Origin of the sequence: Dechloromonas sp. TW-R-39-2, from assembly GCF_016864195.1 — a bacterium.
Taxonomy (GTDB): domain Bacteria; phylum Pseudomonadota; class Gammaproteobacteria; order Burkholderiales; family Rhodocyclaceae; genus Azonexus.
Genome location: NZ_CP045202.1, coordinates 759,029 through 782,379 on the forward strand (window position 1 = coordinate 759,029; position 23,351 = coordinate 782,379).

The following is a 23,351-nucleotide window of genomic DNA, read 5'->3' on the forward strand; positions in this document are numbered from 1 at the left end:
TATCGCTGTTTTCAGACGTCGACCGCATCAATCGCCGTGTCGAGTGCGTGCAGCAGATCGAGGATTGCTGCACGCGTCTGATCATTGTCCAGGTCGTTATGTTCGGTAACCAGGCGCAGCAGTTGGTGGCCCATTTGCACGATGCCCCATAGTTCGAGATGCTCCGCCTGCTGGATCAGATCTTCGGTTTCTGTCTTCAGGGCGTAGGCGTCGGGCGGTAAAGCTGAGAGCGCATCATGCAGGCGCTCGATCTTGTCGCGGGCTTCGCTGACAAAAAGCCGGTCAAGGATGGCCGAGCGGGTGTACACCGCCGCTGCGGCACTGGCCTCGAGGCGTCCGGCGAAATGAGCGGCACGCTCCATGAAGGCATCGTGCTCCAGTCCGCCGTAGTCCCCCAGGCACTCGATGCAGGCGCTCAAGGCAGCAATCGTGCGCAAGGGCGGCGTTGGGTCTTCAAGGCGGTCGCAGGCGCTGGCCAGAGCTTCGCTCAGGCGTAGAACGTTGGTGTCTTTGCTTTCGAGCGCAATTGCGAGCAGTGAGAAGATGGCTGAGCGGATGGCATCCATGTCGCCCGTGTGGCGCTCGGACCAGGCGCTGCTCAGCCGTTTGCAGGCGGCTTGCCAGCGTTCGTTCAGGCCGGGGTCGAAGCGTGGCGGTTTCGGGCGGACAAGCAAGGGCAGGATGGCAGCAGTTGCATCCAGTGTCGGGGCAAGCGCTGCCCGTGTTTCCTCGAGACTGTCGTCCGGGTTGTCCGCCACGGTCTACCTTACTGGGCAGCCAGTTTTGCAAAAGCCGAAACGACTTCCGGCGGGGCTTGCACCAGTTCGATCAGCACGCCCTCGCCACCGATCGGAAATTCTTCATTGCCCTTCGGGTGCAGGAAAGTGATGTCAAAACCGGCGGCGCCCTTGCGGATGCCGCCCGGGGCAAAACGTACGCCGTTGGCTGAAAGCCATTCGACCGCCTTGGGCAGGTCGTCGATCCACAGGCCGACGTGGTTGAGCGGCGTGGTGTGTACAGCAGGTTTCTTTTCCGGGTCGAGCGGCTGCATCAGGTCGACTTCGACCTTGAACGGGCCGGTGCCCATGGCGCAGATGTCTTCGTCCACATTTTCGCGTTCGGAGACGAAGGTGCTGGTGATTTCGAGGCCGAATTTCTCGACCCACAGGGTGCGCAGCTTTTCCTTGGATGGGCCGCCGATGGCGATTTGCTGAATACCGAGAACCTTGAAGGGACGTTGCATGAGCGTGATTCCTGTCATTGATTAAGCGAGGTAATTCATAATTATAAAGCCTTCGCAGGATGCTTGCGCACCCCTCAGGTGCGTCGGCGGTAGGCGCTCCAAAGCAGGAGCAGGCCGACGGCCAGCATCGGCAACGACAACCACTGGCCCATGCTGATGGTGTAGGACTGGCCAAAGATGCCGGCATCCGGTTCGCGGAAATATTCGGTAATAAAACGGAAAAAGCCGTAGCCGGCCAGGCCTGCACCGGTCAGGGCGCCGCGTGGCCGTTCGTGCCGGGCAAAGACCCACAGGATGATGAAGAGTGCCAGGCCTTCCAGGCCCACGTGATAGAGCTGCGAGGGATGGCGGGGCTGCAAGTCGCCGGATTGTGGAAAGGCCATGGCCCACGGCAGACTTTGGTCGGCCACCCGGCCCCAAAGCTCGCCGTTGATGAAATTGCCGACGCGCCCCGCAGCGAGGCCGAGCGGGACGAGGGGCGCGACAAAGTCGGTCACGGCCAGCCAGGCCAGCGAGTTTTTGCGGGCCCATAAGCCCAGGGCGATGACGACGCCGAGGAAGCCACCATGAAAACTCATGCCACCTTTCCAGACGGCGATGATTTCAAGCGGGTGTGAAAAATAGTAACCCGGCTCGTAAAACAGGACTTGTCCGAGCCTGCCGCCCAGAATGACGCCGAGCATGCCGTAGAAAAGCAGGTCGTCGAGCTGGTCGACCGTGAGAATCGAGCGACGGGTGCCGATTCGGTAGCGACCGAGCAAAATAAATTGAACGAAGGCGACGAGGTACATCAAACCGTACCAGCGTACCGAGAGCGGCCCAAGTGAAAAAGCGACGGGGTCGAACTGGGGATGGAGAAGCATCGAAGGCGCAGAGTGGGCTAGAATTAGCTGATTATAGTTCGCGCGCCATGACATCGAGTCAGCGCACAGTTTTAGACGGAGAGATTCATGCCCCAGTATCGTTCCCGCACTTCCACCCACGGCCGCAACATGGCTGGTGCCCGCTCGCTGTGGCGCGCAACCGGCATGAAAGACGGTGACTTCGGCAAGCCGATCATTGCCGTGGTCAACAGCTTTACCCAGTTCGTTCCGGGTCACGTCCATCTGAAGGATATGGGGCAGCTGGTGGCTCGCGAAATCGAAGCAGCGGGCGGCGTGGCCAAGGAATTCAATACCATTGCGATCGACGACGGTATCGCCATGGGCCACAGCGGCATGCTTTACTCGCTGCCGAGCCGCGATTTGATCGCCGACTCGGTCGAGTACATGGTTAACGCCCACTGTGCCGACGCGATGGTTTGCATTTCCAACTGCGACAAGATTACCCCGGGCATGCTGATGGCTGCCATGCGCCTCAATATTCCGGTGATTTTCGTGTCCGGCGGCCCGATGGAAGCCGGCAAGACCAAGCTGCAGGGTCAGGTGGTTCACCTTGATCTGGTTGATGCCATGGTCAAGGCTGCCGACAGCTCCGTGTCCCAGGCCGATCTGGATGAGATCGAGCGCTCTGCTTGCCCGACTTGCGGTTCGTGCTCCGGCATGTTTACTGCCAATTCGATGAATTGCCTGACCGAGGCACTGGGCTTCAGCCTGCCGGGCAACGGCACGGTGGTCGCTACCCATGCCGATCGCAAACAACTGTTCCTGCGTGCCGGTCGTCAGATCGTCGAGTTGTGCAAGCGCTACTACGAACAGGACGATGCTTCGGTCCTGCCGCGTTCGATCGCTCCGAAGGCCGCCTTTGAGAATGCCATGACCCTTGATGTGGCGATGGGCGGGTCGACCAACACCGTGTTACATATCCTGGCCGCAGCACAGGAAGCGGGCGTCGATTTCACGATGGCCGACATTGATCGCATTTCCCGCTCCGTGCCTTGTTTGTGCAAGGTCGCGCCGATGACGGATAAATACCATATCGAAGATGTGCATCGGGCCGGTGGCATCATGGGGATTCTCGGTGAGCTCGACCGTGCCGGTCTGATTCATCGCGATGTGCCGAATGTCCATGCGCGTACGCTGGGTGAGGCGATTGATCGCTGGGATGTAGTGCGCGAACACGATGTCAAGGTGCATGAGTTTTTCAAGGCTGCGCCTGGTGGCGTTCCTACCCAGACGGCTTTTTCGCAGGATCGACGTTTCAACGAGCTGGATCTGGACCGGACCAAGGGCTGTATTCGCAACAAGGCCAATGCCTATTCGCAAGATGGCGGCCTGGCGGTGCTCTACGGCAATATTGCAGTGGACGGCTGCATCGTCAAAACAGCAGGGGTCGATGAATCGATCTGGAAATTCAATGGTCGGGCACGGGTTTTTGAAAGCCAGGATGCCGCGGTCGACAACATTCTGGCCGGCAAAGTGGTGGCCGGCGATGTCGTGGTGATTCGCTACGAAGGCCCCAAGGGTGGTCCGGGTATGCAGGAAATGCTTTACCCGACCTCCTATCTGAAGTCGATGGGGTTGGGCAAGGAATGCGCATTGCTCACTGATGGTCGTTTCTCTGGCGGTACGTCAGGTCTGTCGATTGGCCATGCCTCGCCGGAAGCGGCGGATGGTGGTGCGATTGGCCTGGTTGAGGAAGGTGATCGCATCGAGATCGATATTCCGAATCGGCGTATTCAGTTGCTCGTTTCCGATGGCGAGTTGGCTGAGCGTCGTGCTGCAATGGAAGCCAGGGGCGAAGCTGCCTGGAAGCCGGCTGACCGCCAGCGCGTTGTATCGGCTGCATTGCAGGCGTATGCGCTGATGGCAACCTCGGCCGACAAGGGGGCGGTGCGTGACGTAACACAGATTCAGCGCCGGAAGTGACTTTCGCTGTCTGGATCGGTTTTTTGCTGGCGGCGATACTGATCGCCGTCACGCCCGGCCCCGGTGCTGTGATCAGCATGAGTACGGGAATGCTTTTGGGGTATCGGCGGGCGCTGCTTGTGATTCTGGGTTTGCAGGTAGCGATCCTGACGCATATTGCCGTCATTGCTGTTGGTGTTGGTGCCCTGCTGGCAGGTTCGGAACTGGCGTTCGGGCTGGTCAAAAGTGTCGGGGCGGGCTATCTCGTTTGGCTAGGTGTGCAGAAATGGCGCGCACCACCGGCGCCGGTCGGCCAAATGGCGCAGTATGTTCGGGGTGACAGGCTCTTCCTGCAGGGGTTGCTGGTCAATTTGACCAACCCGAAAGCGGTTATTTTTGTCGGAGCACTGGTTCCCCAGTTTATTGATCCGGCGAGTGCGCAGTTGCCCCAGTATCTGACGATTGCAGCGACCCTGTGCCTGACAGATGTTCTTGTGATGTCAGCTTATGCCATCGCGGCGGCCAGGCTGGGTGGCTGGATGCAGGATCCCGGGGCGCTTCGGCATCAAAATCGACTGTTTGGCGCGTTATTTGTTTGTGCGGGAGGCTTGCTGGCTTTTGCTTCCCGTGTGACAAGATGACTTGGCGCTTGCAGCAAGGAGTGCCGGTGCGTTTGCTTTTCCCGTGGCCGCCGTTTGCGTGCGACGAAAAACGGTCTTATCATCTGTCGTTGATGTGTCCACTAACCCGTAATGGAGCGAGATAATGAAAGCTGTTTATGTTGCCATGATGGCTGCTGCAGGTATTGTGATGGCCGGCCAGGCCCAGGCTGATGAAGCCCTTGCCAAGGCCAAGAATTGCATGGCCTGCCATACCATCGACAAAAAAGTAGTTGGCCCGGCTTATAAGGATGTAGCTGCAAAGTACAAGGGCGATGCCAAGGCTCCGGCCATGCTTGCCGCAAAGGTCAAGGCTGGTGGCAAGGGCGCTTGGGGCGAAATCCCGATGCCGCCGAACAATGTCACCGATGACGAAGCCAAGAAACTGGTTGCCTGGATTCTGGCCCAGAAGTAATTCGCTGGCTGCCGCACAGAAAAGCCGACTTTGGTCGGCTTTTTCTTTGTCAGGGTGTTGACAGTCTGCTTTGGAGTGTGGATAATCCTGCGTTCTCCCGGAGGGGTACCCAAGCGGTCAACGGGAACAGACTGTAAATCTGTCGGCTCTGCCTTCGAAGGTTCGAATCCTTCCCCCTCCACCAGATTTAATGCTGTAGCGGCCTGTGCTGCGGGCAAGGGTTAAGCGGGTGTAGCTCAATGGTAGAGCTGAAGCCTTCCAAGCTTAAGACGAGGGTTCGATTCCCTTCACCCGCTCCACGACGCGGTACGGCTGAAGTTTTAAGGTAGGCCCATGTGGCTCAGTGGTAGAGCACTCCCTTGGTAAGGGAGAGGTCGGCAGTTCGATCCTGCCCATGGGCACCACCGATTAGCTTGGATTCTGGCTTTTTTGCTTATTTGATTATTGAGGAACTGGAATGGCTAAGGAAAAATTCAACCGTACCAAGCCGCACGTAAACGTCGGCACCATCGGTCACGTTGACCATGGCAAGACCACGCTGACTGCTGCCATCACGACTGTGCTGGCAGCCAAGTTTGGTGGCGCTGCCAAGGCGTATGACCAGATTGACGCGGCGCCGGAGGAAAAGGCTCGTGGTATCACGATCAATACCGCGCACGTCGAATACGAAACCGCCAATCGTCACTACGCCCACGTTGATTGCCCGGGTCACGCCGACTACGTCAAGAACATGATTACCGGTGCTGCCCAGATGGACGGCGCAATCCTGGTTTGTTCCGCTGCTGACGGCCCGATGCCGCAGACCCGCGAACACATCCTGCTGGCCCGTCAGGTTGGTGTGCCGTACGTTCTGGTGTACATGAACAAGTGCGACATGGTTGACGACGCCGAGCTGCTTGAGCTGGTCGAAATGGAGCTGCGCGAGCTGCTCTCCAAGTACGACTTCCCGGGCGACGACACCCCGATCGTTCACGGTTCCGCACTGAAGGCCCTTGAAGGCGATCAGTCGGAAATCGGCGAACCGTCCATCTTCCGCCTGGCAGATGCGCTGGACTCCTACATTCCGACGCCTGAGCGCGCTGTTGATCAGCCGTTCCTGATGCCGGTTGAAGACGTGTTCTCGATCTCTGGTCGCGGTACTGTGGTGACTGGTCGTATCGAACGTGGTCTGGTCAAGGTTGGCGAAGAAATCGAAATCGTTGGTATCCGTCCGACCGTCAAGACCACCTGTACCGGTGTTGAAATGTTCCGTAAGCTGCTGGATCAAGGTCAGGCTGGCGACAACGTTGGCGCACTGCTGCGCGGCACGAAGCGTGAAGACGTCGAGCGCGGTCAGGTTCTGTGTAAGCCGGGTTCTGTGAAGCCGCACACCCACTTCTCCTCTGAAGTGTACATCCTGTCCAAGGATGAAGGTGGTCGTCACACCCCGTTCTTCAACGGCTATCGTCCGCAGTTCTATTTCCGCACGACCGACGTGACCGGTGCAATCGATCTGCCGGAAGGCGTTGAAATGGTTATGCCGGGCGACAACATCGCCATGACCATCAAGCTGATCGCACCGATCGCCATGGAAGAAGGTCTGCGCTTCGCCATCCGTGAAGGCGGTCGTACCGTCGGCGCCGGTGTCGTTGCCAAAATCATCGAGTAATCGAAAGTAGTTTTGTAGTTGGGGCGCCGCGGGCAACCGAGGCGCCTTGATGTTTCTGCCGCAGGGGTGTAGCTCAATTGGTAGAGCGCCGGTTTCCAAAACCGAAGGTCGGGGGTTCGATTCCCTCCGCCCCTGCCACTCTCTTTAAAGATCGCGAACGTCATGGCTGACAAGGTCAAGTTCACGCTGGCACTGCTGATTCTGGTGTCTGGTGTGGCTGGTTTTTACCTGCTATCCGAGCAGGCAATGATTTTGCGTGTCCTGGCGGTTCTCGTCGGGTTTGCGCTTGCGGTGACTGTGGCTTGGAAAACTGAGCCGGGTCAGCGCTTTTTTGCGTTTGCAAATGAGGCGGTGATTGAGGCCAAGAAAGTTGTTTGGCCGACCCGCAAGGAAACCGTTCAAACCACCGCTGCTGTTTTTGCGTTTGTTGTGGTTATGGCGATTTTCCTTTATTTGACCGATAAGAGCCTTGAGTGGCTTCTCTACGATATCGTGCTGGGCTGGAAGAAATCATGAGCAAACGCTGGTACGTCGTACATGCCTATTCCGGCTTCGAGAAAAGTGTAATGCGCGCCATCATGGAGCGTATTACGCGTTTGGGGATGGAAGAAAAATTCGGTCGCATTCTGGTGCCGGTCGAAGAAGTGGTTGAAATGAAGGGTGGTCAGAAGGCTATTTCCGAGCGCAAGTTTTTCCCGGGCTATGTCCTGTGCGAAATGGAAATGGATGATGACTCTTGGCACCTTGTCAAGAACACGCCGAAAGTGACGGGATTTGTTGGTGGTACGGCAAATCGTCCGACGCCGATTTCTGAAAAGGAAGTCGAAAAAATCATGCAGCAAATGCAAGAGGGCGTTGAAAAGCCGCGTCCGAAAGTGCTGTTTGAAGTTGGCGAGGTGGTTCGTGTCAAGGAAGGTCCGTTTACCGACTTTCATGGTGCTGTCGAAGACGTCAATTATGAAAAAAATCGCCTGCGCGTTTCTGTGACCATCTTCGGTCGTGCAACGCCGGTTGAGCTGGAGTTTGCCCAGGTCGAAAAAGCCTGAGCTTGAGTTTCAAGGGTTAGCCGAAAACCCATTTTTTCGGCAAGAGGAGTGTTGGTAGGGCGCTTAGGCCTCCGAAGGCGCGTTAATACTCATCATTGAGGAGCTACTATGGCCAAGAAAATTATTGGCTACATCAAGTTGCAAGTGCCAGCCGGCAAAGCAAATCCGTCACCCCCGATTGGTCCTGCCCTGGGTCAGCGCGGTCTGAACATCATGGAGTTCTGCAAGGCATTCAATGCCCAGACTCAAGGTGTTGAGCCGGGTCTGCCGATTCCGGTTGTGATCACCGCGTTTGCCGACAAGTCTTTCACATTCGTGATGAAGACCCCGCCGGCAACGATCCTGATCAAGAAGGCTGCCGGTATCAAGTCCGGTTCGGCCAAGCCGCATACCGACAAGGTTGGCAAAATCACCCGTGCCCAGGCTGAAGACATCGCCAAGGCCAAGTTGCCCGATCTGACTGCTTCCGATATGGATGCAGCGGTGCGCACGATTGCTGGTTCCGCCCGCTCGATGGGTATCACCGTAGAGGGTCTGTAATCATGGCAAAGCTCACCAAAAAACAAAAAGCCCTGCAGGGCAAGATCGTTGCCCAGAAGGCGTATCCGGTTCAGGAAGCGCTGACGCTGGCCAAGGAAACAGCAACTGCCAAGTTCGACGAGTCGATCGACGTCGCGGTCAACCTTGGCGTTGATGCACGTAAATCCGATCAGGTTGTTCGTGGTTCCGTCGTTCTGCCGGCCGGTACCGGTAAGTCGGTTCGCGTTGCTGTTTTTGCCCAGGGCGAAAAGGCTGAAGCCGCCAAGGCTGCTGGTGCCGAAGTCGTCGGTTTCGATGATCTGGCTGCCGACATCAAGGCTGGCAAGATGGATTTCGATATCGTCATCGCTACGCCGGATGCAATGCGCATCGTCGGTCAACTCGGCCAGATCCTTGGTCCGCGCGGCTTGATGCCGAATCCGAAGGTGGGTACCGTGACGATGGATGTCACTACCGCCGTCAAGAACGCCAAGGCTGGTCAGGTGCAGTACCGCACCGACAAGGCCGGTATCATTCACGCTACCATCGGTCGCGCTTCCTTCGCTGTTGAAGATCTCGAGCGTAACTTGAAGGCATTGGTTGAAGCCCTGACGAAGGCCAAGCCGGCCTCCTCCAAGGGTCAATACCTGCGCAAGGTGGCCGTTGCTTCCACGATGGGTCCCGGCGTTCGCGTCGACCAGGCCACGCTGGCTGGCTAAAAGTACTTTGGGCCGCTGATTCCTGCTTTGGCAGGGTCGGCGGATCGTCAAAGACCGCAGGCGCCCCGGTTTCCGGTGCTTAATCGCGAAAGCAACCTGCGCAGACGGTGTCCCAGAACAAGATTTTCTGCTGAGTGGCAACACAAAGCATAGCTTCTGGTTCAGGTCGCCGTAGGTGCGGCGGGAATTTTTCCCGTCGTGTTATGACTTGAAAGGAGGAAAGACCTGTGGGTCTCAATCTGAACGACAAAAAAGCGGTTGTAGCTGAGGTGTCGGCACAAGTGGCCAACGCACAGACCATCGTGATTGCCGAATACCGTGGTATCGAGGTCACTGACCTCACCGTACTGCGTAAAAAGGCACGCGAATCTGGCGTTTACCTGCGTGTGTTGAAGAATACCTTGGTACGTCGCGCGGTCGCGGGCACTTCGTTCGCTGGCCTGGCTGACCAAATGGTCGGGCCGCTGATTTACAGCGTCTCTACCGATCCGGTCGCTGCTGCGAAAGTTCTCAACGACTTCGCAAAAACCAACGACAAGCTCGTGCTCAAGGCTGGCTCTTACGCTGGCCAAGTGCTCGATAAGGCTGGTGTGCAGGCGCTCGCGTCCGTCCCGAGCCGCGAAGAGCTGCTCTCCAAGCTGCTGTACGTCATGCAAGCTCCGGTCGCCGGCTTTGTCCGTGGCCTGGCAGCACTGGCTGCACAGCGCGAAGAAGCCACTGCTTAACCGTACCGCTTACGAACTGATTTAGGAGTTATTTGAAATGGCAATTAACAAAGAAGACATTCTGGAAGCCGTTGGCGCCCTGACCGTTATGGAACTGAACGACCTGGTTAAGGCGTTCGAAGAGAAGTTTGGTGTTTCCGCTGCTGCCGTCGCCGTTGCTGGCCCGGCTGGTGGTGCTGCTGCCGCTGCTGAAGAGCAGACCGAATTCACCGTGATCCTGGCTGGTGCCGGCGACAAGAAGGTTGAAGTCATCAAGGTCGTTCGCGCAGTGACCGGTCTGGGCCTCAAGGAAGCCAAGGATCTGGTTGATGGTGCTCCGAAGCCGGTCAAGGAAGGTGTTTCCAAGGCTGATGCAGAAGCCCTCAAGAAGCAACTCGAAGACGCAGGCGCCAAGGTCGAAGTTAAGTAATCGACTGAGTGCGAGTGGGCTGGTGACAATGTCGCCAGCCCTTTTGTGCTTTGTACTACAGGTCAGATAGAACCTAGCAACGAACTTGAATAACGCCAACTGGCAAACGCAAACCGTGCTCTCCGTATCCCGTTCAGGGAGGCGAGCCTGTTTGCGTTTGCCTGTTTCGACAGGTTCAACCTTTGATTTTTTCCTTCCGGAGTTACCATGACTTACTCCTTTACCGAGAAGAAACGCATCCGCAAAAGCTTCGCCAAGCGCGCCAACGTGCTCGACGTACCTTTCCTGCTTGCGACCCAGCTCGAGTCCTTCACTGCTTTCCTGCAAGCCGACGTGCCCGCCGAAAAGCGCAAGAACGAGGGCCTGCAGGCTGCGTTTACCTCGATTTTCCCGATCGTTTCCCATTCCGGTAATGCCCGCCTTGAATTCGTCAGCTTCATGCTTGGCGAGCCGGCATTCGATGTTACTGAATGTCATCAGCGCGGCCTGACCTACGCCTCGTCGTTGCGCGCTAAAGTGCGCTTGGTCATCATGGATCGCGAGGCACCTGATACCGTGAAGGAAGTGAAGGAGCAGGAAGTGTACATGGGCGAAATTCCGCTCATGACCACGAATGGCTCTTTCGTGATCAACGGTACGGAACGCGTTATCGTTTCCCAGTTGCATCGTTCACCAGGCGTGTTCTTCGAGCACGACCGGGGCAAGACGCACAGTTCCGGCAAGCTGCTTTTCTCTGCACGGATCATTCCGTATCGCGGCTCGTGGCTGGACTTTGAATTCGACCCGAAGGACACACTGTTCTTCCGTGTTGACCGTCGTCGCAAGATGCCTGTGACCACGCTGCTCAAGGCCATCGGCATGAGCTCGGAAGAAATTCTTGATCAATTCTTTGATTTTGACACCTTCCTGCTCGGCAAAGAGAAGGTTGAGTTCACGCTCGTTCCTGAGCGTCTGCGTGGTGAAATCGCCCGCTTCGATTTCGTCGCTCCGGATGGCAAGGTCATTGTCGCCAAGGACAAGCGGATTACCGCCAAGCACATCCGCGATATCGCTGCAGCAGGTCTGAACCAGATCGCCGTCCCGGAAGAGTTCATTCTCGGCCGCGTCATCGCCAAGAACATCATCGACAAGGCAACCGGCGAAGTTGTTGCCAATGCCAACGATGAAATCACCGAAACGCTGTTGGCCAATCTGCGCGAAGCAGATATCACCACGCTTGAGACGCTCTACACGAACGAACTCGACCGCGGTGCATTCATTTCCAACACCTTGCGTGCCGACGAAACGGCTTCCCGCCAGGCCGCCCGCGTAGCCATCTACCGCATGATGCGTCCGGGTGAGCCACCGACCGAAGAGTCTGTCGAAATCCTCTTCAACGGCTTGTTCTACTCTGACGAACGCTACGACCTCTCCGGCGTCGGCCGGATGAAGTTCAATCGCCGCTTGTCGCGTCAGGATGTGACCGAGTTCAAGGTCATGGTCAAGAGCCTGGCCTCCAAGGCTGAAGCTGCATTGAAAAACCTGGCCGAAGGCTCGGGCTTCTCGCTGCCGGCGATCCAGGATCTGGTCAGTCTGATGCCGTACGGTGCTCGTGCACTGTGCGAAAACATGACCGAAGCCGATGCCAATGCATTGGCTGCCAAGATCAAGCCGCTCGGCGCCAATGCCGAGGTTCGCGAGCAACTGACGTTGTCGCCGCGCGATATCGTTGAAGTCATCAAGATCCTGGTCGAACTGCGCAATGGCCGCGGGGAAATCGACGACATCGACCACCTCGGCAACCGCCGTGTCCGTTCCGTTGGCGAACTGGCCGAAAACCAGTTCCGCGCCGGTCTGGTTCGCGTTGAGCGCGCCGTCAAGGAGCGCCTGTCGCAAGCCGAATCCGACAACCTGATGCCGCACGACCTGATCAATGCCAAGCCGATCAGTGCTGCAATCAAGGAATTCTTTGGCTCCAGCCAGTTGTCGCAGTTTATGGACCAGACCAACCCGCTGTCGGAAATTACGCACAAGCGTCGTGTTTCCGCACTTGGCCCGGGCGGTTTGACCCGTGAGCGTGCCGGCTTCGAAGTGCGCGACGTGCATCCGACCCACTACGGTCGTGTTTGCCCGATCGAAACGCCGGAAGGTCCGAACATTGGTCTGATCAATTCGCTGGCTCTCTTTGCCCGCGTCAATGATTACGGCTTCATCGAAACGGCTTACCGCAAGGTGGTCGATTCCAAGGTGACCAACGAAATCGAGTACCTCTCGGCCATTGAAGAAGGTAACTACGTGGTTGCCCAGGCCAATGCCGGTCTCGATGATGCTGGCTGTCTGAACGATGATCTGGTGACTTGCCGTGAAAAGGGTGAAACCATCCTGGCTGAACCGTCACGCGTCCAGTACATGGACGTTGCGCCGGGTCAGATCGTTTCCGTTGCTGCCTCGCTGATTCCGTTCCTTGAACACGATGACGCGAACCGCGCATTGATGGGCGCCAACATGCAGCGTCAGGCTGTTCCTTGCCTGCGTCCGGAAAAGGCGCTGGTCGGTACCGGCATCGAACGCACTGTTGCGGTCGACTCCGGTACGGCCGTCGTTGCCCGCCGTGGCGGTATGGTTGATTACGTTGATGCCGGCCGTGTTGTGGTCCGTGTGAACGACAACGAAACCGTTGCTGGTGAAGTCGGCGTCGACATCTACAATCTGGTCAAGTACACCCGTTCCAACCAGAACACCAACATCAATCAGCGTCCGCTGGTCCGCGTCGGCGACAAGATCGCTCGCGGCGATGTCGTGGCTGACGGCGCATCGACTGACAAGGGCGAGCTGGCTCTGGGTCAGAACATGTTGATCGCCTTCATGCCGTGGAACGGCTACAACTTCGAAGACTCGATTCTGATCTCCGAACGCGTCGTTGCCGAAGACCGCTACACCTCGATCCACATCGAGGAACTGACGGTTGTTGCTCGCGACACGAAGCTCGGTCCTGAAGAAATTACCCGCGACATCGCCTCGCTTGGTGAAACCCAGCTCTCCCGCCTGGATGAATCAGGCATCGTCTACATCGGTGCTGAAGTGGTTGCCGCTGACGTGCTGGTTGGCAAGGTCACGCCGAAGGGCGAAACCCAGCTGACGCCGGAAGAAAAGCTGCTGCGCGCCATCTTCGGTGAAAAGGCTTCGGACGTTAAGGACACCTCGCTGCGCGTGCCGTCGGGTATCGCCGGTACCGTCATCGACGTTCAGGTGTTCACCCGCGAAGGTATCGAGCGTGACAAGCGTGCCCAGTCGATCATCGACGAGCATCTGCGTCACTACAAGCTCGACCTGGCTGACCAGATGCGTATTGTCGAACGCGATGCGTTCGAGCGTGTCGGTCGTCTGATCGTTGGCAAGAAGGCCAATGGCGGCCCGAAGAAGCTGGCCAAGGGTTCGTTGATCGAGCAGTCCTACCTGGACGGCATGGACCCGCACCACTGGTTCGACATCCGCGTTGCCGATGAAGAAGTTGCCCAGCAGCTCGAACAGGTCAAGGAAGGCCTCGAGCAGGCTCGCAAGGACTTCGACGTGGCTTTCGAAGGTAAGCGCAAGAAGCTGACCCAAGGCGACGAACTGCCGCCGGGCGTCCAGAAAATGGTCAAGGTCTATGTCGCCGTCAAGCGTCGCCTGCAGCCGGGTGACAAGATGGCCGGTCGTCACGGTAACAAGGGTGTGGTTTCCCGCATTCTGCCGGTCGAAGACATGCCGCACATGGAAGATGGCAGTCCGGTCGACATCGTGCTGAACCCGCTTGGCGTGCCGTCGCGGATGAACGTCGGTCAGATTCTCGAAGTTCACCTCGGTCTTGCCGCCAAGGGCCTCGGCCACAAGATCGGTGCCATGCTGCGTGCCCAGGCGACCGCCAAGGAACTGCGTCCGTTCCTGGATCAGATCTACAACGCCAGCGGCAAGGCTGAAAACCTTGAAGAACTGACGGATGGTGAAATCGTCGAAATGGCCGGTAACCTGACGTCAGGTGTGCCGTTCGCTACGCCGGTTTTCGATGGCGCCAAGGACAGCGAAATCAAGGCCATGCTGGCTTTGGCTGGCATGCCTTCGTCCGGTCAGATGACCCTGTTTGATGGCCGTACCGGCGAAGCATTCGAGCGCCAGGTGACGGTTGGCTACATGCACTACCTGAAGCTGCATCACTTGGTCGATGACAAGATGCACGCTCGTTCGACCGGCCCGTACTCGCTCGTTACCCAGCAGCCGCTGGGCGGCAAGGCGCAGTTCGGTGGTCAGCGCTTCGGTGAAATGGAAGTGTGGGCACTCGAAGCCTACGGCGCATCTTATGTGCTGCAGGAAATGTTGACCGTGAAGTCCGACGATGTGAATGGCCGTACCAAGGTGTACGAAAACATCGTCAAGGGCGAGCACAAGATCGAAGCCGGCATGCCGGAATCCTTCAATGTGCTGGTCAAGGAAATTCGTTCGCTGGCGATCGATATCGATCTGGAACGTTACTGATTCAGGGCTTAGGAGTTAAACGATGAAAGCATTGCTCGATCTATTCAAGCAGGTAACCGCCGAAGAGGAATTCGACGCGATTACCATTGGTCTCGCCTCGCCCGAAAAGATCCGTTCCTGGTCGTATGGCGAAGTCAAGAAGCCGGAAACGATCAATTACCGTACCTTCAAGCCGGAGCGTGATGGCCTGTTCTGTGCCAAGATCTTTGGCCCGATCAAGGATTACGAGTGCCTGTGCGGCAAGTACAAGCGCCTCAAGCATCGCGGCGTGATCTGCGAGAAGTGCGGCGTTGAAGTGACGCTGGCCAAGGTTCGTCGTGACCGTATGGGTCACATCGAACTGGCCTCGCCGACCGCTCACATCTGGTTCCTGAAGTCCCTGCCGTCCCGTCTCGGCATGGTGCTCGACATGACGCTGCGCGATATCGAACGCGTCCTGTACTTCGAAGCCTATGTCGTTTGCGATCCTGGCATGGTGAGCAGCCTCCAGCGTGCCCAGTTGCTGACCGAAGAGCAGTATCTGGACATGATGGAAGAGCATGGCGACGAATTCCAGGCGCTGATGGGCGCTGAAGGTATTCGCGAATTGCTGCGCAATCTGGACGTGCCGAGCGAAGTAGAATCGCTGCGTGCCGAACTGGAAGTGACCGGTTCCGAAGCCAAGAACAAGAAGCTGGCCAAGCGTCTGAAGATTCTCGAAGGTTTCATGAAGTCGGGCATCAAGCCGGACTGGATGATCCTCGAAGTCCTGCCGGTGCTGCCGCCGGACCTGCGTCCGCTGGTTCCGCTCGACGGTGGCCGCTTCGCCACGTCCGACCTGAACGACTTGTATCGCCGCGTGATCAACCGGAATAATCGTCTCAAGCGCCTGCTTGAGCTGAAGGCTCCGGAAATCATCGTGCGCAACGAAAAGCGCATGCTGCAGGAATCGGTCGACTCGCTGCTCGACAACGGTCGTCGCGGCAAGGCCATGACCGGCGCCAACAAGCGTCCGCTCAAGTCGCTGGCCGACATGATCAAGGGCAAGGGCGGTCGTTTCCGTCAGAACTTGCTCGGTAAGCGCGTCGACTACTCGGGCCGTTCGGTCATCGTGGTTGGTCCGCAGCTCAAATTGCATCAATGCGGCCTGCCGAAGTTGATGGCGCTTGAACTGTTCAAGCCCTTCATCTTCCACAAGCTGGAAGTGCTCGGTTACGCCACCACCATCAAGCAAGCCAAGAAGATGGTCGAAGGTCAGGAACCGGTTGTTTGGGACATCCTCGAAGATGTCATCCGCGAACATCCGGTCATGCTGAACCGCGCACCGACGCTGCACCGCCTCGGTATCCAGGCATTCGAACCGACCCTGATCGAAGGCAAGGCCATCCAGTTGCACCCGCTGGTTTGCGCGGCATTCAATGCCGACTTCGACGGTGACCAGATGGCCGTCCACGTGCCGTTGTCGCTCGAAGCCCAGATGGAAGCCCGCACCTTGATGTTGGCCTCGAACAACGTGCTGTCGCCTGCCAACGGCCAGCCGATCATCGTGCCGTCGCAGGACATCGTGTTGGGTCTGTACTACGCCACCCGCGAAAAGATCAATGGTAAGGGCGAGGGTATGTACTTCGCCGATACCAACGAAATCGAGCGTGCCATGGCCGCCAAGGAGTTGGACGTTCACTCGCGCATCTCTGTGCGTCTGCCGCAATACGAGATTTCTGCGGTCGACGGCGAATGGGAAGAGAAAATCGTCCGGATCGAAACCACGGCCGGTCGTGCCCTGCTGTCCAAGATTCTGCCGAAGGGCCTGCCTTTCAAGGTGTTGGACCGCGCGCTGAAGAAGAAGGAAATCTCCAAGCTGATCGACGAATCCTTCCGTCGTTGTGGCCTCAAGGAAACCGTCGTCTTCGCCGACAAGTTGATGCAGAACGGTTATGCCCTGGCGACCCGCGCCGGCATCTCTTTCTGTTCCGACGACATGCTGGTTCCGGCCAAGAAATACGAAATCATCGCTGCCGCGGAAGCGGAAGTGAAGGAGATCGAAACGCAATACACCAACGGACTGGTGACCAACGGCGAACGCTATAACAAGGTCGTCGATATCTGGGGCCGCACTGGCGACCAGGTCGCCAAGGTGATGATGGACGAACTCGGCCACGAGGAAACCATTGACCGTCACGGCAAGAAGGTTAAGCAGGATTCGTTCAACTCGATCTACATGATGGCCGACTCCGGCGCTCGCGGCTCCGCAGCCCAGATTCGTCAGCTGGCCGGTATGCGCGGCCTGATGGCCAAGCCGGATGGCTCGATTATCGAAACGCCGATCACGACCAACTTCCGCGAAGGTCTGAACGTTCTCCAGTACTTCATCTCGACCCACGGTGCTCGTAAGGGTCTGGCCGATACGGCGTTGAAGACCGCTAACTCTGGCTACCTGACCCGCCGTCTGGTCGACGTGACCCAGGATTTGGTCATTACCGAAGATGATTGCGGTACGACCAACGGCTTTGCCGTCAAGGCACTGGTTGAAGGCGGTGAGGTTATCGAACCGTTGCGCGAGCGTATTCTCGGTCGTGTCACGGTCGACGACCTGATTGACCCGGAAACGCAGGAAACCGTTATTTTCGGCGGCACCATGCTCGACGAAGACCTGGTTGATCTGATAGACAAGCTCGGTATCGACGAAGTCAAGGTTCGTACGCCGCTGACCTGCGATACCCGCTACGGTCTGTGCGCCCAGTGTTACGGTCGTGACCTCGGTCGCGGCACGATGGTCAATGCCGGTGAAGCTGTCGGCGTTATCGCTGCACAGTCGATCGGTGAGCCGGGTACCCAGCTGACCATGCGTACCTTCCACGTCGGTGGTGCGGCATCCCGTGCTGCAGTTGCTTCGCAGGTTGAGTCCAAGTCGGCCGGTACGGTTCGCTTTACCGCCAACATGCGCTACGTCACCAGCGCCAAGGGCGAGAAGGTTGTTATTTCCCGTTCTGGCGAAGTGTTGATTACCGACGACCATGGTCGTGAGCGTGAGCGTCACAAGGTACCGTACGGTGCAACGCTGGCTGCTGATGACGGCAAGTCCGTCAAGGCCGGTGCCAAGCTGGCTACGTGGGATCCGCACACCCGTCCGATCGTCACCGAATATGCCGGTACCGTTCGCTTCGAAAACGTTGAAGAGGGCGTTACCGTTGCCAAGCAGGTTGATGATGTAACGGGTCTGTCCACGCTGGTGGTTATCGACAACAAACGTGGTGGCAAGGCTGCAACCAAGGGCATTCGTCCGGTCGTCAAGCTGCTTGACCAGAGCGGTCAGGAAGTCAAGATTGCAGGCAGCGACCACCCAGTTTCCATCGCTTTCCAGGTCGGCTCGATTATTTCCGTGCTTGATGGTCAGCAGGTTGGTGTGGGTGATGTGCTGGCTCGTATGCCGCAGGAATCTGCCAAGACCCGCGACATTACCGGCGGTCTGCCGCGCGTTGCGGAGCTGTTCGAAGCCCGTACGCCGAAGGATGCTTCGGTTCTGGCCGAAGTCACCGGCACGATCAGCTTTGGTAAGGACACGAAGGGCAAGCAGCGTCTGGTGATCACCGATCTTGAAGGTGTGCAGCACGAAAACCTCATCTCCAAGGACAAGCATGTTCTGGTGCACGATGGTCAAGTGGTCAACAAGGGTGAAAAGGTTGTCGAAGGCGCACCGGATCCGCACGACATCCTGCGTCTGCAGGGTATCGAGGCGCTGGCTCGCTACATCACCGATGAAGTCCAGGACGTTTATCGTCTGCAAGGCGTGAAGATCAACGACAAGCACATTGAAGTGATTGTCCGTCAGATGCTGCGCCGCGTGACCATCGTTGAGCCGGGTGATACCAAGTTCATCAAGTCCGAGCAGGTCGAGCGTGCAGAACTGCTGGCCGAGAATGACCGTGCCAATGCCGAAGGTCGCCTGCCGGCTACGTTCGACAACATGCTGCTGGGTATTACCAAGGCATCGTTGTCGACCGACTCGTTCATTTCTGCCGCTTCGTTCCAGGAAACAACGCGTGTTCTTACCGAGGCTGCCATCATGGGCAAGCGCGACGAACTGCGTGGTCTCAAGGAAAACGTTATCGTCGGACGTCTCATTCCGGCAGGTACCGGTTTGGCTTACCACCGCAGTCGCAAGGCTCAGTCTGCCGGTGGCAATGCTTCTGCATCGTCTGTCAGTGAAGCTCCGGCAGTCGAAACTGTTGTACAGGACGCTGATCAGGCATCCTGATGCTGTACCCGACTCCCATGTCTCGTTGACATGGGGGTTGATCAACCATAAAATCTATGGTCTTTGTCGGCAGAGGCTAATCATTGTCTCTGCTTTGGATAACAAAATAGCCGTCGCGCACCTTTTAATCCGGTGCCCGGCCGTTGAAGGAAGTTTGATATGCCGACCATCAACCAGCTCGTGCGCAAGCCGCGTGTGGCCGAGGTTACCAAGAGCAAGGTTCCTGCTCTTGAGAAATGCCCGCAAAAGCGTGGTGTCTGCACCCGCGTTTATACGACGACCCCGAAGAAGCCAAACTCCGCTCTGCGTAAGGTTTGCAAGGTTCGTCTGACCAATGGCTTTGAAGTCATCTCCTATATCGGTGGTGAAGGCCATAACCTGCAGGAACACTCTGTGGTCCTGATTCGTGGTGGTCGTGTCAAGGATTTGCCTGGTGTGCGTTACCACACCGTGCGTGGCTCCCTGGATACCCAAGGCGTCAAAGATCGTAAGCAGTCCCGTTCCAAGTACGGGGCCAAGCGTCCGAAGGCAGCCTGATCCACTGGGTTGCTTAAGTAAGTGGCCGTCCTTTTGGGCGGTCGGGAGAGGCCGGGAGGGTAAAACCCTAGCCCGGCTTTTCAACTGAATCGTGTTTATTTAGAGGTTAATATGCCCCGTCGTCGTGAAGTACCCAAGCGTGACATCCTGCCGGATCCGAAGTTCGGTAGCGTTGAAGTTTCCAAGTTCGTTAACGCCATCATGCAAAGCGGCAAGAAGTCTGTCGCTGAACGCATCGTGTACGGTGCTTTCGAAATCATCACCACCAAGGCTGGCAAGGATCCGCTCGAAGTTTTCGGTTCTGCCATGGGCAATGTCAAGCCAATGGTTGAAGTGAAGTCCCGTCGCGTTGGTGGTGCTAACTACCAGGTGCCGGTTGAAGTTCGTCCGGCCCGTCGCGCCGCGCTGGCCATGCGCTGGCTGCGTGAGTCTGCCCGCAAGCGTTCGGAAAAATCCATGGGTCAGCGTCTGGCTGCCGAGATGATGGAAGCTGCTGAAAATCGTGGTGGCGCTGTCAAGAAGCGTGACGAAGTGCACCGCATGGCTGAAGCCAACAAGGCTTTTGCTCACTTCCGCTTCTAATTTTCAAAGGTACCTATCGTGGCACGTAAAACACCCATCGAGCGCTACCGCAATATCGGTATCAGCGCCCACATCGACGCCGGTAAAACGACGACGACCGAACGCATCCTCTATTACACCGGTGTTAATCACAAGATCGGTGAAGTTCATGACGGCGCCGCCACCATGGACTGGATGGAGCAGGAGCAAGAGCGTGGTATTACCATTACCTCGGCTGCTACCACCTGTTTCTGGAGCGGGATGGACAAGCAGTTCCCGTCGCACCACATCAACATCATCGACACCCCGGGTCACGTTGACTTCACCATCGAAGTCGAGCGTTCCATGCGTGTTCTGGATGCTGCCTGTATGGTGTATTGCGCCGTGGGTGGCGTGCAGCCGCAGTCCGAAACTGTTTGGCGTCAAGCCAACAAGTACGGCGTGCCGCGTCTGGCCTTCGTGAACAAGATGGACCGCTCCGGCGCCAACTTCTTCCGCGTCGTCGAGCAGCTCAAGCTGCGCCTCAAGGCAAATCCGGTGCCGATCGTTATTCCTATCGGTGCTGAAGACAAGTTCGAAGGCGTTGTTGACCTGGTTCGCATGAAGGCCATCTACTGGGATGAAGCTTCCCAGGGTATGAAGTACGATGCGCGCGACATCCCGGCTGAGCTGGCAGATGACGCACAGACCTGGCGCGAACAGATGGTTGAGGCTGCGGCCGAAGCCTCTGAAGAGCTGATGAACAAGTACCTGGAAGAGGGTGAGCTGTCGGAAGCCGACATCATTCTTGGCCTGCGTATGCGTACCCTGGCTTGCGAAATCCAGCCGATGCTGTGCGGCACCGCCTTCAAGAACAAGGGCGTGCAGCGCATGCTTGACGCCGTGATCGAACTGCTCCCGTCGCCGGTTGATATTCCGCCGGTCAAGGGTATTCTCGAGAACGAAACCGAAGGCGAGCGCCGTGCCGCTGATGACGAAGCATTCTCTGCTTTGGCATTCAAGATCATGACCGACCCGTTCGTGGGTCAGCTGATCTTCTTCCGCGTCTATTCCGGTGTGGTTAACTCTGGCGATACCATTTACAACCCGGTCAAGGGTCGTAAGGAGCGTCTGGGTCGCATTCTGCAGATGCACGCTAATCAACGTGAAGAAATCAAGGAAGTGCGCGCTGGTGACATCGCCGCTGCCGTGGGCCTGAAAGAAGCGACCACCGGCGATACGCTGTGTGATCCGCAAAAGGTCATTACCCTGGAACGCATGGTTTTCCCGGAGCCGGTGATTCACGTTGCTGTCGAGCCGAAGACCAAGGCTGACCAGGAAAAGATGGGTCTGGCACTGGGTCGTCTGGCTCAGGAAGATCCGTCCTTCCGTGTCCGTACCGATGAAGAATCCGGTCAGACCATTATTTCCGGTATGGGCGAACTGCACCTGGAAATCATCGTCGATCGCATGCGTCGTGAATTCAACGTTGAAGCATCCGTCGGCGCGCCGCAGGTTGCTTACCGTGAATGCATCAAGAAGGCTGTCGAGCAAGAAGGCAAGTTCGTCAAGCAGTCTGGTGGTCGCGGTCAGTTCGGTCACGTTTGGCTCAAGATCGAGCCGAACGAAGCCGGCAAGGGTTACGAATTCGTCGATGCCATCAAGGGTGGCGTGGTTCCGCGCGAATTCATTCCGGCAGTCGATAAGGGTCTGCGCGATGCGGTGACTAGCGGCGTTCTGGCTGGCTTCCCGGTGGTTGACGTCAAGTTCACGCTGTTCGACGGTTCGTACCACGATGTTGACTCGAACGAAAACGCGTTCCGCATGGCTGCTTCCATGGCTTTCAAGGAAGGCATGAAGAAGGCTAGCCCGACGCTGCTCGAGCCGATGATGGCTGTCGAAGTCGAAACGCCGGAAGATTACATGGGTAACGTGATGGGCGATCTGTCGTCGCGTCGTGGCATCGTTCAGGGCATGGAAGATCAGGTTGGCGGCATCAAGCTCGTCAAGGCTGAAGTTCCGCTGTCTGAGATGTTTGGTTATTCGACCTCTCTGCGCTCGCTGTCGCAAGGTCGTGCCACCTACTCGATGGAATTCAAACACTACACCGAAGCGCCGAAGAACGTCGCCGAGGCTGTCATTAACAAGAAGTAATTGCTGGAGAACTGATAATGGCTAAGGAAAAATTCAACCGTACCAAGCCGCACGTAAACGTCGGCACCATCGGTCACGTTGACCATGGCAAGACCACGCTGACTGCTGCTATCACGACTGTGCTGGCAGCCAAGTTTGGTGGCGCTGCCAAGGCGTATGACCAGATTGACGCAGCGCCGGAAGAAAAGGCTCGTGGTATCACGATCAATACCGCGCACGTCGAATACGAAACCGCCAATCGTCACTACGCCCACGTTGATTGCCCAGGTCACGCCGACTACGTCAAGAACATGATTACCGGTGCTGCCCAGATGGACGGCGCAATCCTGGTTTGTTCCGCTGCTGACGGTCCGATGCCGCAGACCCGCGAACACATCCTGCTGGCCCGTCAGGTTGGTGTGCCGTACGTTCTGGTGTACATGAACAAGTGCGACATGGTTGACGACGCCGAGCTGCTTGAGCTGGTCGAAATGGAGCTGCGCGAGCTGCTCTCCAAGTACGACTTCCCGGGCGACGATACCCCGATCGTTCACGGTTCTGCACTGAAGGCCCTTGAAGGCGACCAGTCGGAAATCGGCGAACCGTCCATCTTCCGCCTGGCAGATGCGCTGGACTCCTACATTCCGACGCCTGAGCGCGCTGTTGATCAGCCGTTCCTGATGCCGGTTGAAGACGTGTTCTCGATCTCTGGTCGCGGTACTGTGGTGACTGGTCGTATCGAACGTGGTCTGGTCAAGGTTGGCGAAGAAATCGAAATCGTTGGTATCCGTCCGACCGTCAAGACCACCTGTACCGGTGTTGAAATGTTCCGTAAGCTGCTGGATCAAGGTCAGGCTGGCGACAACGTTGGCGCACTGCTGCGCGGCACGAAGCGTGAAGACGTCGAGCGCGGTCAGGTTCTGTGTAAGCCGGGTTCTGTGAAGCCGCACACCCACTTCTCCTCTGAAGTGTACATCCTGTCCAAGGATGAAGGTGGTCGTCACACCCCGTTCTTCAACGGCTATCGTCCGCAGTTCTACTTCCGCACGACCGATGTGACCGGTGCAATCGATCTGCCGGAAGGCGTTGAAATGGTTATGCCGGGTGACAACATCGCCATGACCATTAAGCTGATCGCGCCGATCGCCATGGAAGAAGGTCTGCGCTTCGCCATCCGTGAAGGCGGTCGTACCGTCGGCGCCGGTGTCGTTGCCAAAATCATCGAGTAATTCGTTCTTTGTGAAATC

At 57.3% G+C, this 23,351-nt stretch carries 19 protein-coding genes and 4 tRNA genes; 20 read left to right on the forward strand and 3 right to left on the reverse strand.

All coding sequences use genetic code 11. The features are described from left to right. Positions 1–11: 11 nt before the first annotated feature. The 3 genes from GBK02_RS03690 to lgt all read right to left on the reverse strand — a co-directional run bounded on the left by GBK02_RS03690 (position 12) and on the right by lgt (position 2,106). Positions 12–758 carry a hypothetical protein gene (locus tag GBK02_RS03690; protein ID WP_203468419.1) on the reverse strand — a complete coding sequence of 249 codons (747 nt, stop codon included), beginning with the start codon at positions 756–758 and terminating at the stop codon, positions 12–14. Between the two features lie 8 nt (positions 759–766). Then, the gene (locus GBK02_RS03695; RefSeq protein ID WP_203468420.1) at positions 767–1,243 is read right to left on the reverse strand and encodes a VOC family protein; all 477 of its coding nucleotides are present in this window, start codon (positions 1,241–1,243) and stop codon (positions 767–769) included. 74 nt (positions 1,244–1,317) lie between these two features. After that, complete coding sequence (gene lgt, locus GBK02_RS03700; protein ID WP_203468421.1) at positions 1,318–2,106, reverse strand: prolipoprotein diacylglyceryl transferase; 789 nt, start codon at positions 2,104–2,106, stop codon at positions 1,318–1,320. 87 nt (positions 2,107–2,193) lie between these two features. Here lgt and ilvD point away from each other — a divergent pair, with 87 nt between their 5' ends. The 20 genes from ilvD (at position 2,194) to tuf (GBK02_RS03800) (ending at position 23,333) form a co-directional block, all read left to right on the forward strand. Continuing rightward, positions 2,194–4,050, forward strand: a complete 1,857-nt coding sequence (gene ilvD / locus GBK02_RS03705) for a dihydroxy-acid dehydratase (protein ID WP_203468422.1) — start codon at positions 2,194–2,196, stop codon at positions 4,048–4,050. Then, complete coding sequence (locus GBK02_RS03710; protein WP_203468423.1) at positions 4,047–4,670, forward strand: LysE family transporter; 624 nt, start codon at positions 4,047–4,049, stop codon at positions 4,668–4,670. The genes ilvD and GBK02_RS03710 overlap by 4 nt, the downstream gene beginning before the upstream one ends. A 124-nt stretch (positions 4,671–4,794) precedes the next feature. After that, positions 4,795–5,103, forward strand: coding sequence for a c-type cytochrome (locus GBK02_RS03715; protein WP_203468424.1), 309 nt, complete (start codon positions 4,795–4,797; stop codon positions 5,101–5,103). Between the two features lie 99 nt (positions 5,104–5,202). Continuing rightward, positions 5,203–5,287, forward strand: a tRNA-Tyr gene (locus tag GBK02_RS03720). Between the two features lie 41 nt (positions 5,288–5,328). Then, positions 5,329–5,402 (forward strand) — tRNA-Gly (locus GBK02_RS03725). A 30-nt stretch (positions 5,403–5,432) separates the two neighbouring features. Beyond that, positions 5,433–5,507: transfer RNA gene (locus GBK02_RS03730), tRNA-Thr, on the forward strand. A gap of 53 nt (positions 5,508–5,560) precedes the next feature. After that, positions 5,561–6,751 carry an elongation factor Tu gene (gene tuf / locus GBK02_RS03735; RefSeq protein ID WP_203468425.1) on the forward strand — a complete coding sequence of 397 codons (1,191 nt, stop codon included), beginning with the start codon at positions 5,561–5,563 and terminating at the stop codon, positions 6,749–6,751. 62 nt (positions 6,752–6,813) lie between these two features. Next, positions 6,814–6,889 (forward strand) — tRNA-Trp (locus GBK02_RS03740). Positions 6,890–6,913: 24 nt separating this feature from the next. After that, a complete protein-coding gene (secE, locus tag GBK02_RS03745) occupies positions 6,914–7,267 on the forward strand; it encodes a preprotein translocase subunit SecE (protein WP_203468426.1) in 354 nt (117 codons plus the stop codon). After that, positions 7,264–7,797 (forward strand): transcription termination/antitermination protein NusG, encoded by a 534-nt coding sequence (gene nusG / locus GBK02_RS03750; RefSeq protein ID WP_203468427.1) that lies wholly within the window; start codon positions 7,264–7,266, stop codon positions 7,795–7,797. Before secE ends, nusG begins: the two co-directional genes overlap by 4 nt. A 108-nt stretch (positions 7,798–7,905) precedes the next feature. Next, the gene (gene rplK, locus GBK02_RS03755) at positions 7,906–8,337 is read left to right on the forward strand and encodes a 50S ribosomal protein L11 (RefSeq protein ID WP_203468428.1); all 432 of its coding nucleotides are present in this window, start codon (positions 7,906–7,908) and stop codon (positions 8,335–8,337) included. Between the two features lie 2 nt (positions 8,338–8,339). After that, positions 8,340–9,035, forward strand: a complete 696-nt coding sequence (gene rplA / locus GBK02_RS03760) for a 50S ribosomal protein L1 (RefSeq protein WP_203468429.1) — start codon at positions 8,340–8,342, stop codon at positions 9,033–9,035. A 227-nt stretch (positions 9,036–9,262) separates the two neighbouring features. Beyond that, the gene (gene rplJ / locus GBK02_RS03765) at positions 9,263–9,760 is read left to right on the forward strand and encodes a 50S ribosomal protein L10 (RefSeq protein ID WP_203468430.1); all 498 of its coding nucleotides are present in this window, start codon (positions 9,263–9,265) and stop codon (positions 9,758–9,760) included. Positions 9,761–9,797: 37 nt separating this feature from the next. Next, positions 9,798–10,169 carry a 50S ribosomal protein L7/L12 gene (gene rplL, locus GBK02_RS03770; RefSeq protein ID WP_203468431.1) on the forward strand — a complete coding sequence of 124 codons (372 nt, stop codon included), beginning with the start codon at positions 9,798–9,800 and terminating at the stop codon, positions 10,167–10,169. A 207-nt stretch (positions 10,170–10,376) separates the two neighbouring features. Then, positions 10,377–14,660 carry a DNA-directed RNA polymerase subunit beta gene (rpoB, locus tag GBK02_RS03775; RefSeq protein WP_203468432.1) on the forward strand — a complete coding sequence of 1,428 codons (4,284 nt, stop codon included), beginning with the start codon at positions 10,377–10,379 and terminating at the stop codon, positions 14,658–14,660. 22 nt (positions 14,661–14,682) lie between these two features. Then, the gene (gene rpoC / locus GBK02_RS03780; RefSeq protein ID WP_203468433.1) at positions 14,683–18,894 is read left to right on the forward strand and encodes a DNA-directed RNA polymerase subunit beta'; all 4,212 of its coding nucleotides are present in this window, start codon (positions 14,683–14,685) and stop codon (positions 18,892–18,894) included. A 159-nt stretch (positions 18,895–19,053) separates the two neighbouring features. Next, complete coding sequence (rpsL, locus tag GBK02_RS03785) at positions 19,054–19,431, forward strand: 30S ribosomal protein S12 (RefSeq protein ID WP_066879509.1); 378 nt, start codon at positions 19,054–19,056, stop codon at positions 19,429–19,431. A 111-nt stretch (positions 19,432–19,542) separates the two neighbouring features. Then, positions 19,543–20,013, forward strand: a complete 471-nt coding sequence (gene rpsG / locus GBK02_RS03790; RefSeq protein WP_203468434.1) for a 30S ribosomal protein S7 — start codon at positions 19,543–19,545, stop codon at positions 20,011–20,013. A gap of 18 nt (positions 20,014–20,031) precedes the next feature. Continuing rightward, entirely contained in the window at positions 20,032–22,125 is a 2,094-nt protein-coding gene (gene fusA / locus GBK02_RS03795; protein WP_203468435.1) for an elongation factor G, read from the forward strand. Between the two features lie 17 nt (positions 22,126–22,142). Then, positions 22,143–23,333, forward strand: coding sequence for an elongation factor Tu (tuf, locus tag GBK02_RS03800; RefSeq protein ID WP_203468425.1), 1,191 nt, complete (start codon positions 22,143–22,145; stop codon positions 23,331–23,333). Positions 23,334–23,351 lie beyond the last annotated feature (18 nt).

Coding starts and splice junctions, on each gene's coding strand:
- GBK02_RS03695 (WP_203468420.1), bottom strand. CDS start 1,243: ATGCAACGTCCCTTCAAGGTTCTCGGTATTCAGCAAATCGCCATCGGC.
- lgt (WP_203468421.1), bottom strand. CDS start 2,106: ATGCTTCTCCATCCCCAGTTCGACCCCGTCGCTTTTTCACTTGGGCCG.
- ilvD (WP_203468422.1), top strand. CDS start 2,194: ATGCCCCAGTATCGTTCCCGCACTTCCACCCACGGCCGCAACATGGCT.
- GBK02_RS03715 (WP_203468424.1), top strand. CDS start 4,795: ATGAAAGCTGTTTATGTTGCCATGATGGCTGCTGCAGGTATTGTGATG.
- tuf (WP_203468425.1), top strand. CDS start 5,561: ATGGCTAAGGAAAAATTCAACCGTACCAAGCCGCACGTAAACGTCGGC.
- secE (WP_203468426.1), top strand. CDS start 6,914: ATGGCTGACAAGGTCAAGTTCACGCTGGCACTGCTGATTCTGGTGTCT.
- nusG (WP_203468427.1), top strand. CDS start 7,264: ATGAGCAAACGCTGGTACGTCGTACATGCCTATTCCGGCTTCGAGAAA.
- rplK (WP_203468428.1), top strand. CDS start 7,906: ATGGCCAAGAAAATTATTGGCTACATCAAGTTGCAAGTGCCAGCCGGC.
- rplA (WP_203468429.1), top strand. CDS start 8,340: ATGGCAAAGCTCACCAAAAAACAAAAAGCCCTGCAGGGCAAGATCGTT.
- rplL (WP_203468431.1), top strand. CDS start 9,798: ATGGCAATTAACAAAGAAGACATTCTGGAAGCCGTTGGCGCCCTGACC.
- rpoB (WP_203468432.1), top strand. CDS start 10,377: ATGACTTACTCCTTTACCGAGAAGAAACGCATCCGCAAAAGCTTCGCC.
- rpoC (WP_203468433.1), top strand. CDS start 14,683: ATGAAAGCATTGCTCGATCTATTCAAGCAGGTAACCGCCGAAGAGGAA.
- rpsL (WP_066879509.1), top strand. CDS start 19,054: ATGCCGACCATCAACCAGCTCGTGCGCAAGCCGCGTGTGGCCGAGGTT.
- rpsG (WP_203468434.1), top strand. CDS start 19,543: ATGCCCCGTCGTCGTGAAGTACCCAAGCGTGACATCCTGCCGGATCCG.
- tuf (WP_203468425.1), top strand. CDS start 22,143: ATGGCTAAGGAAAAATTCAACCGTACCAAGCCGCACGTAAACGTCGGC.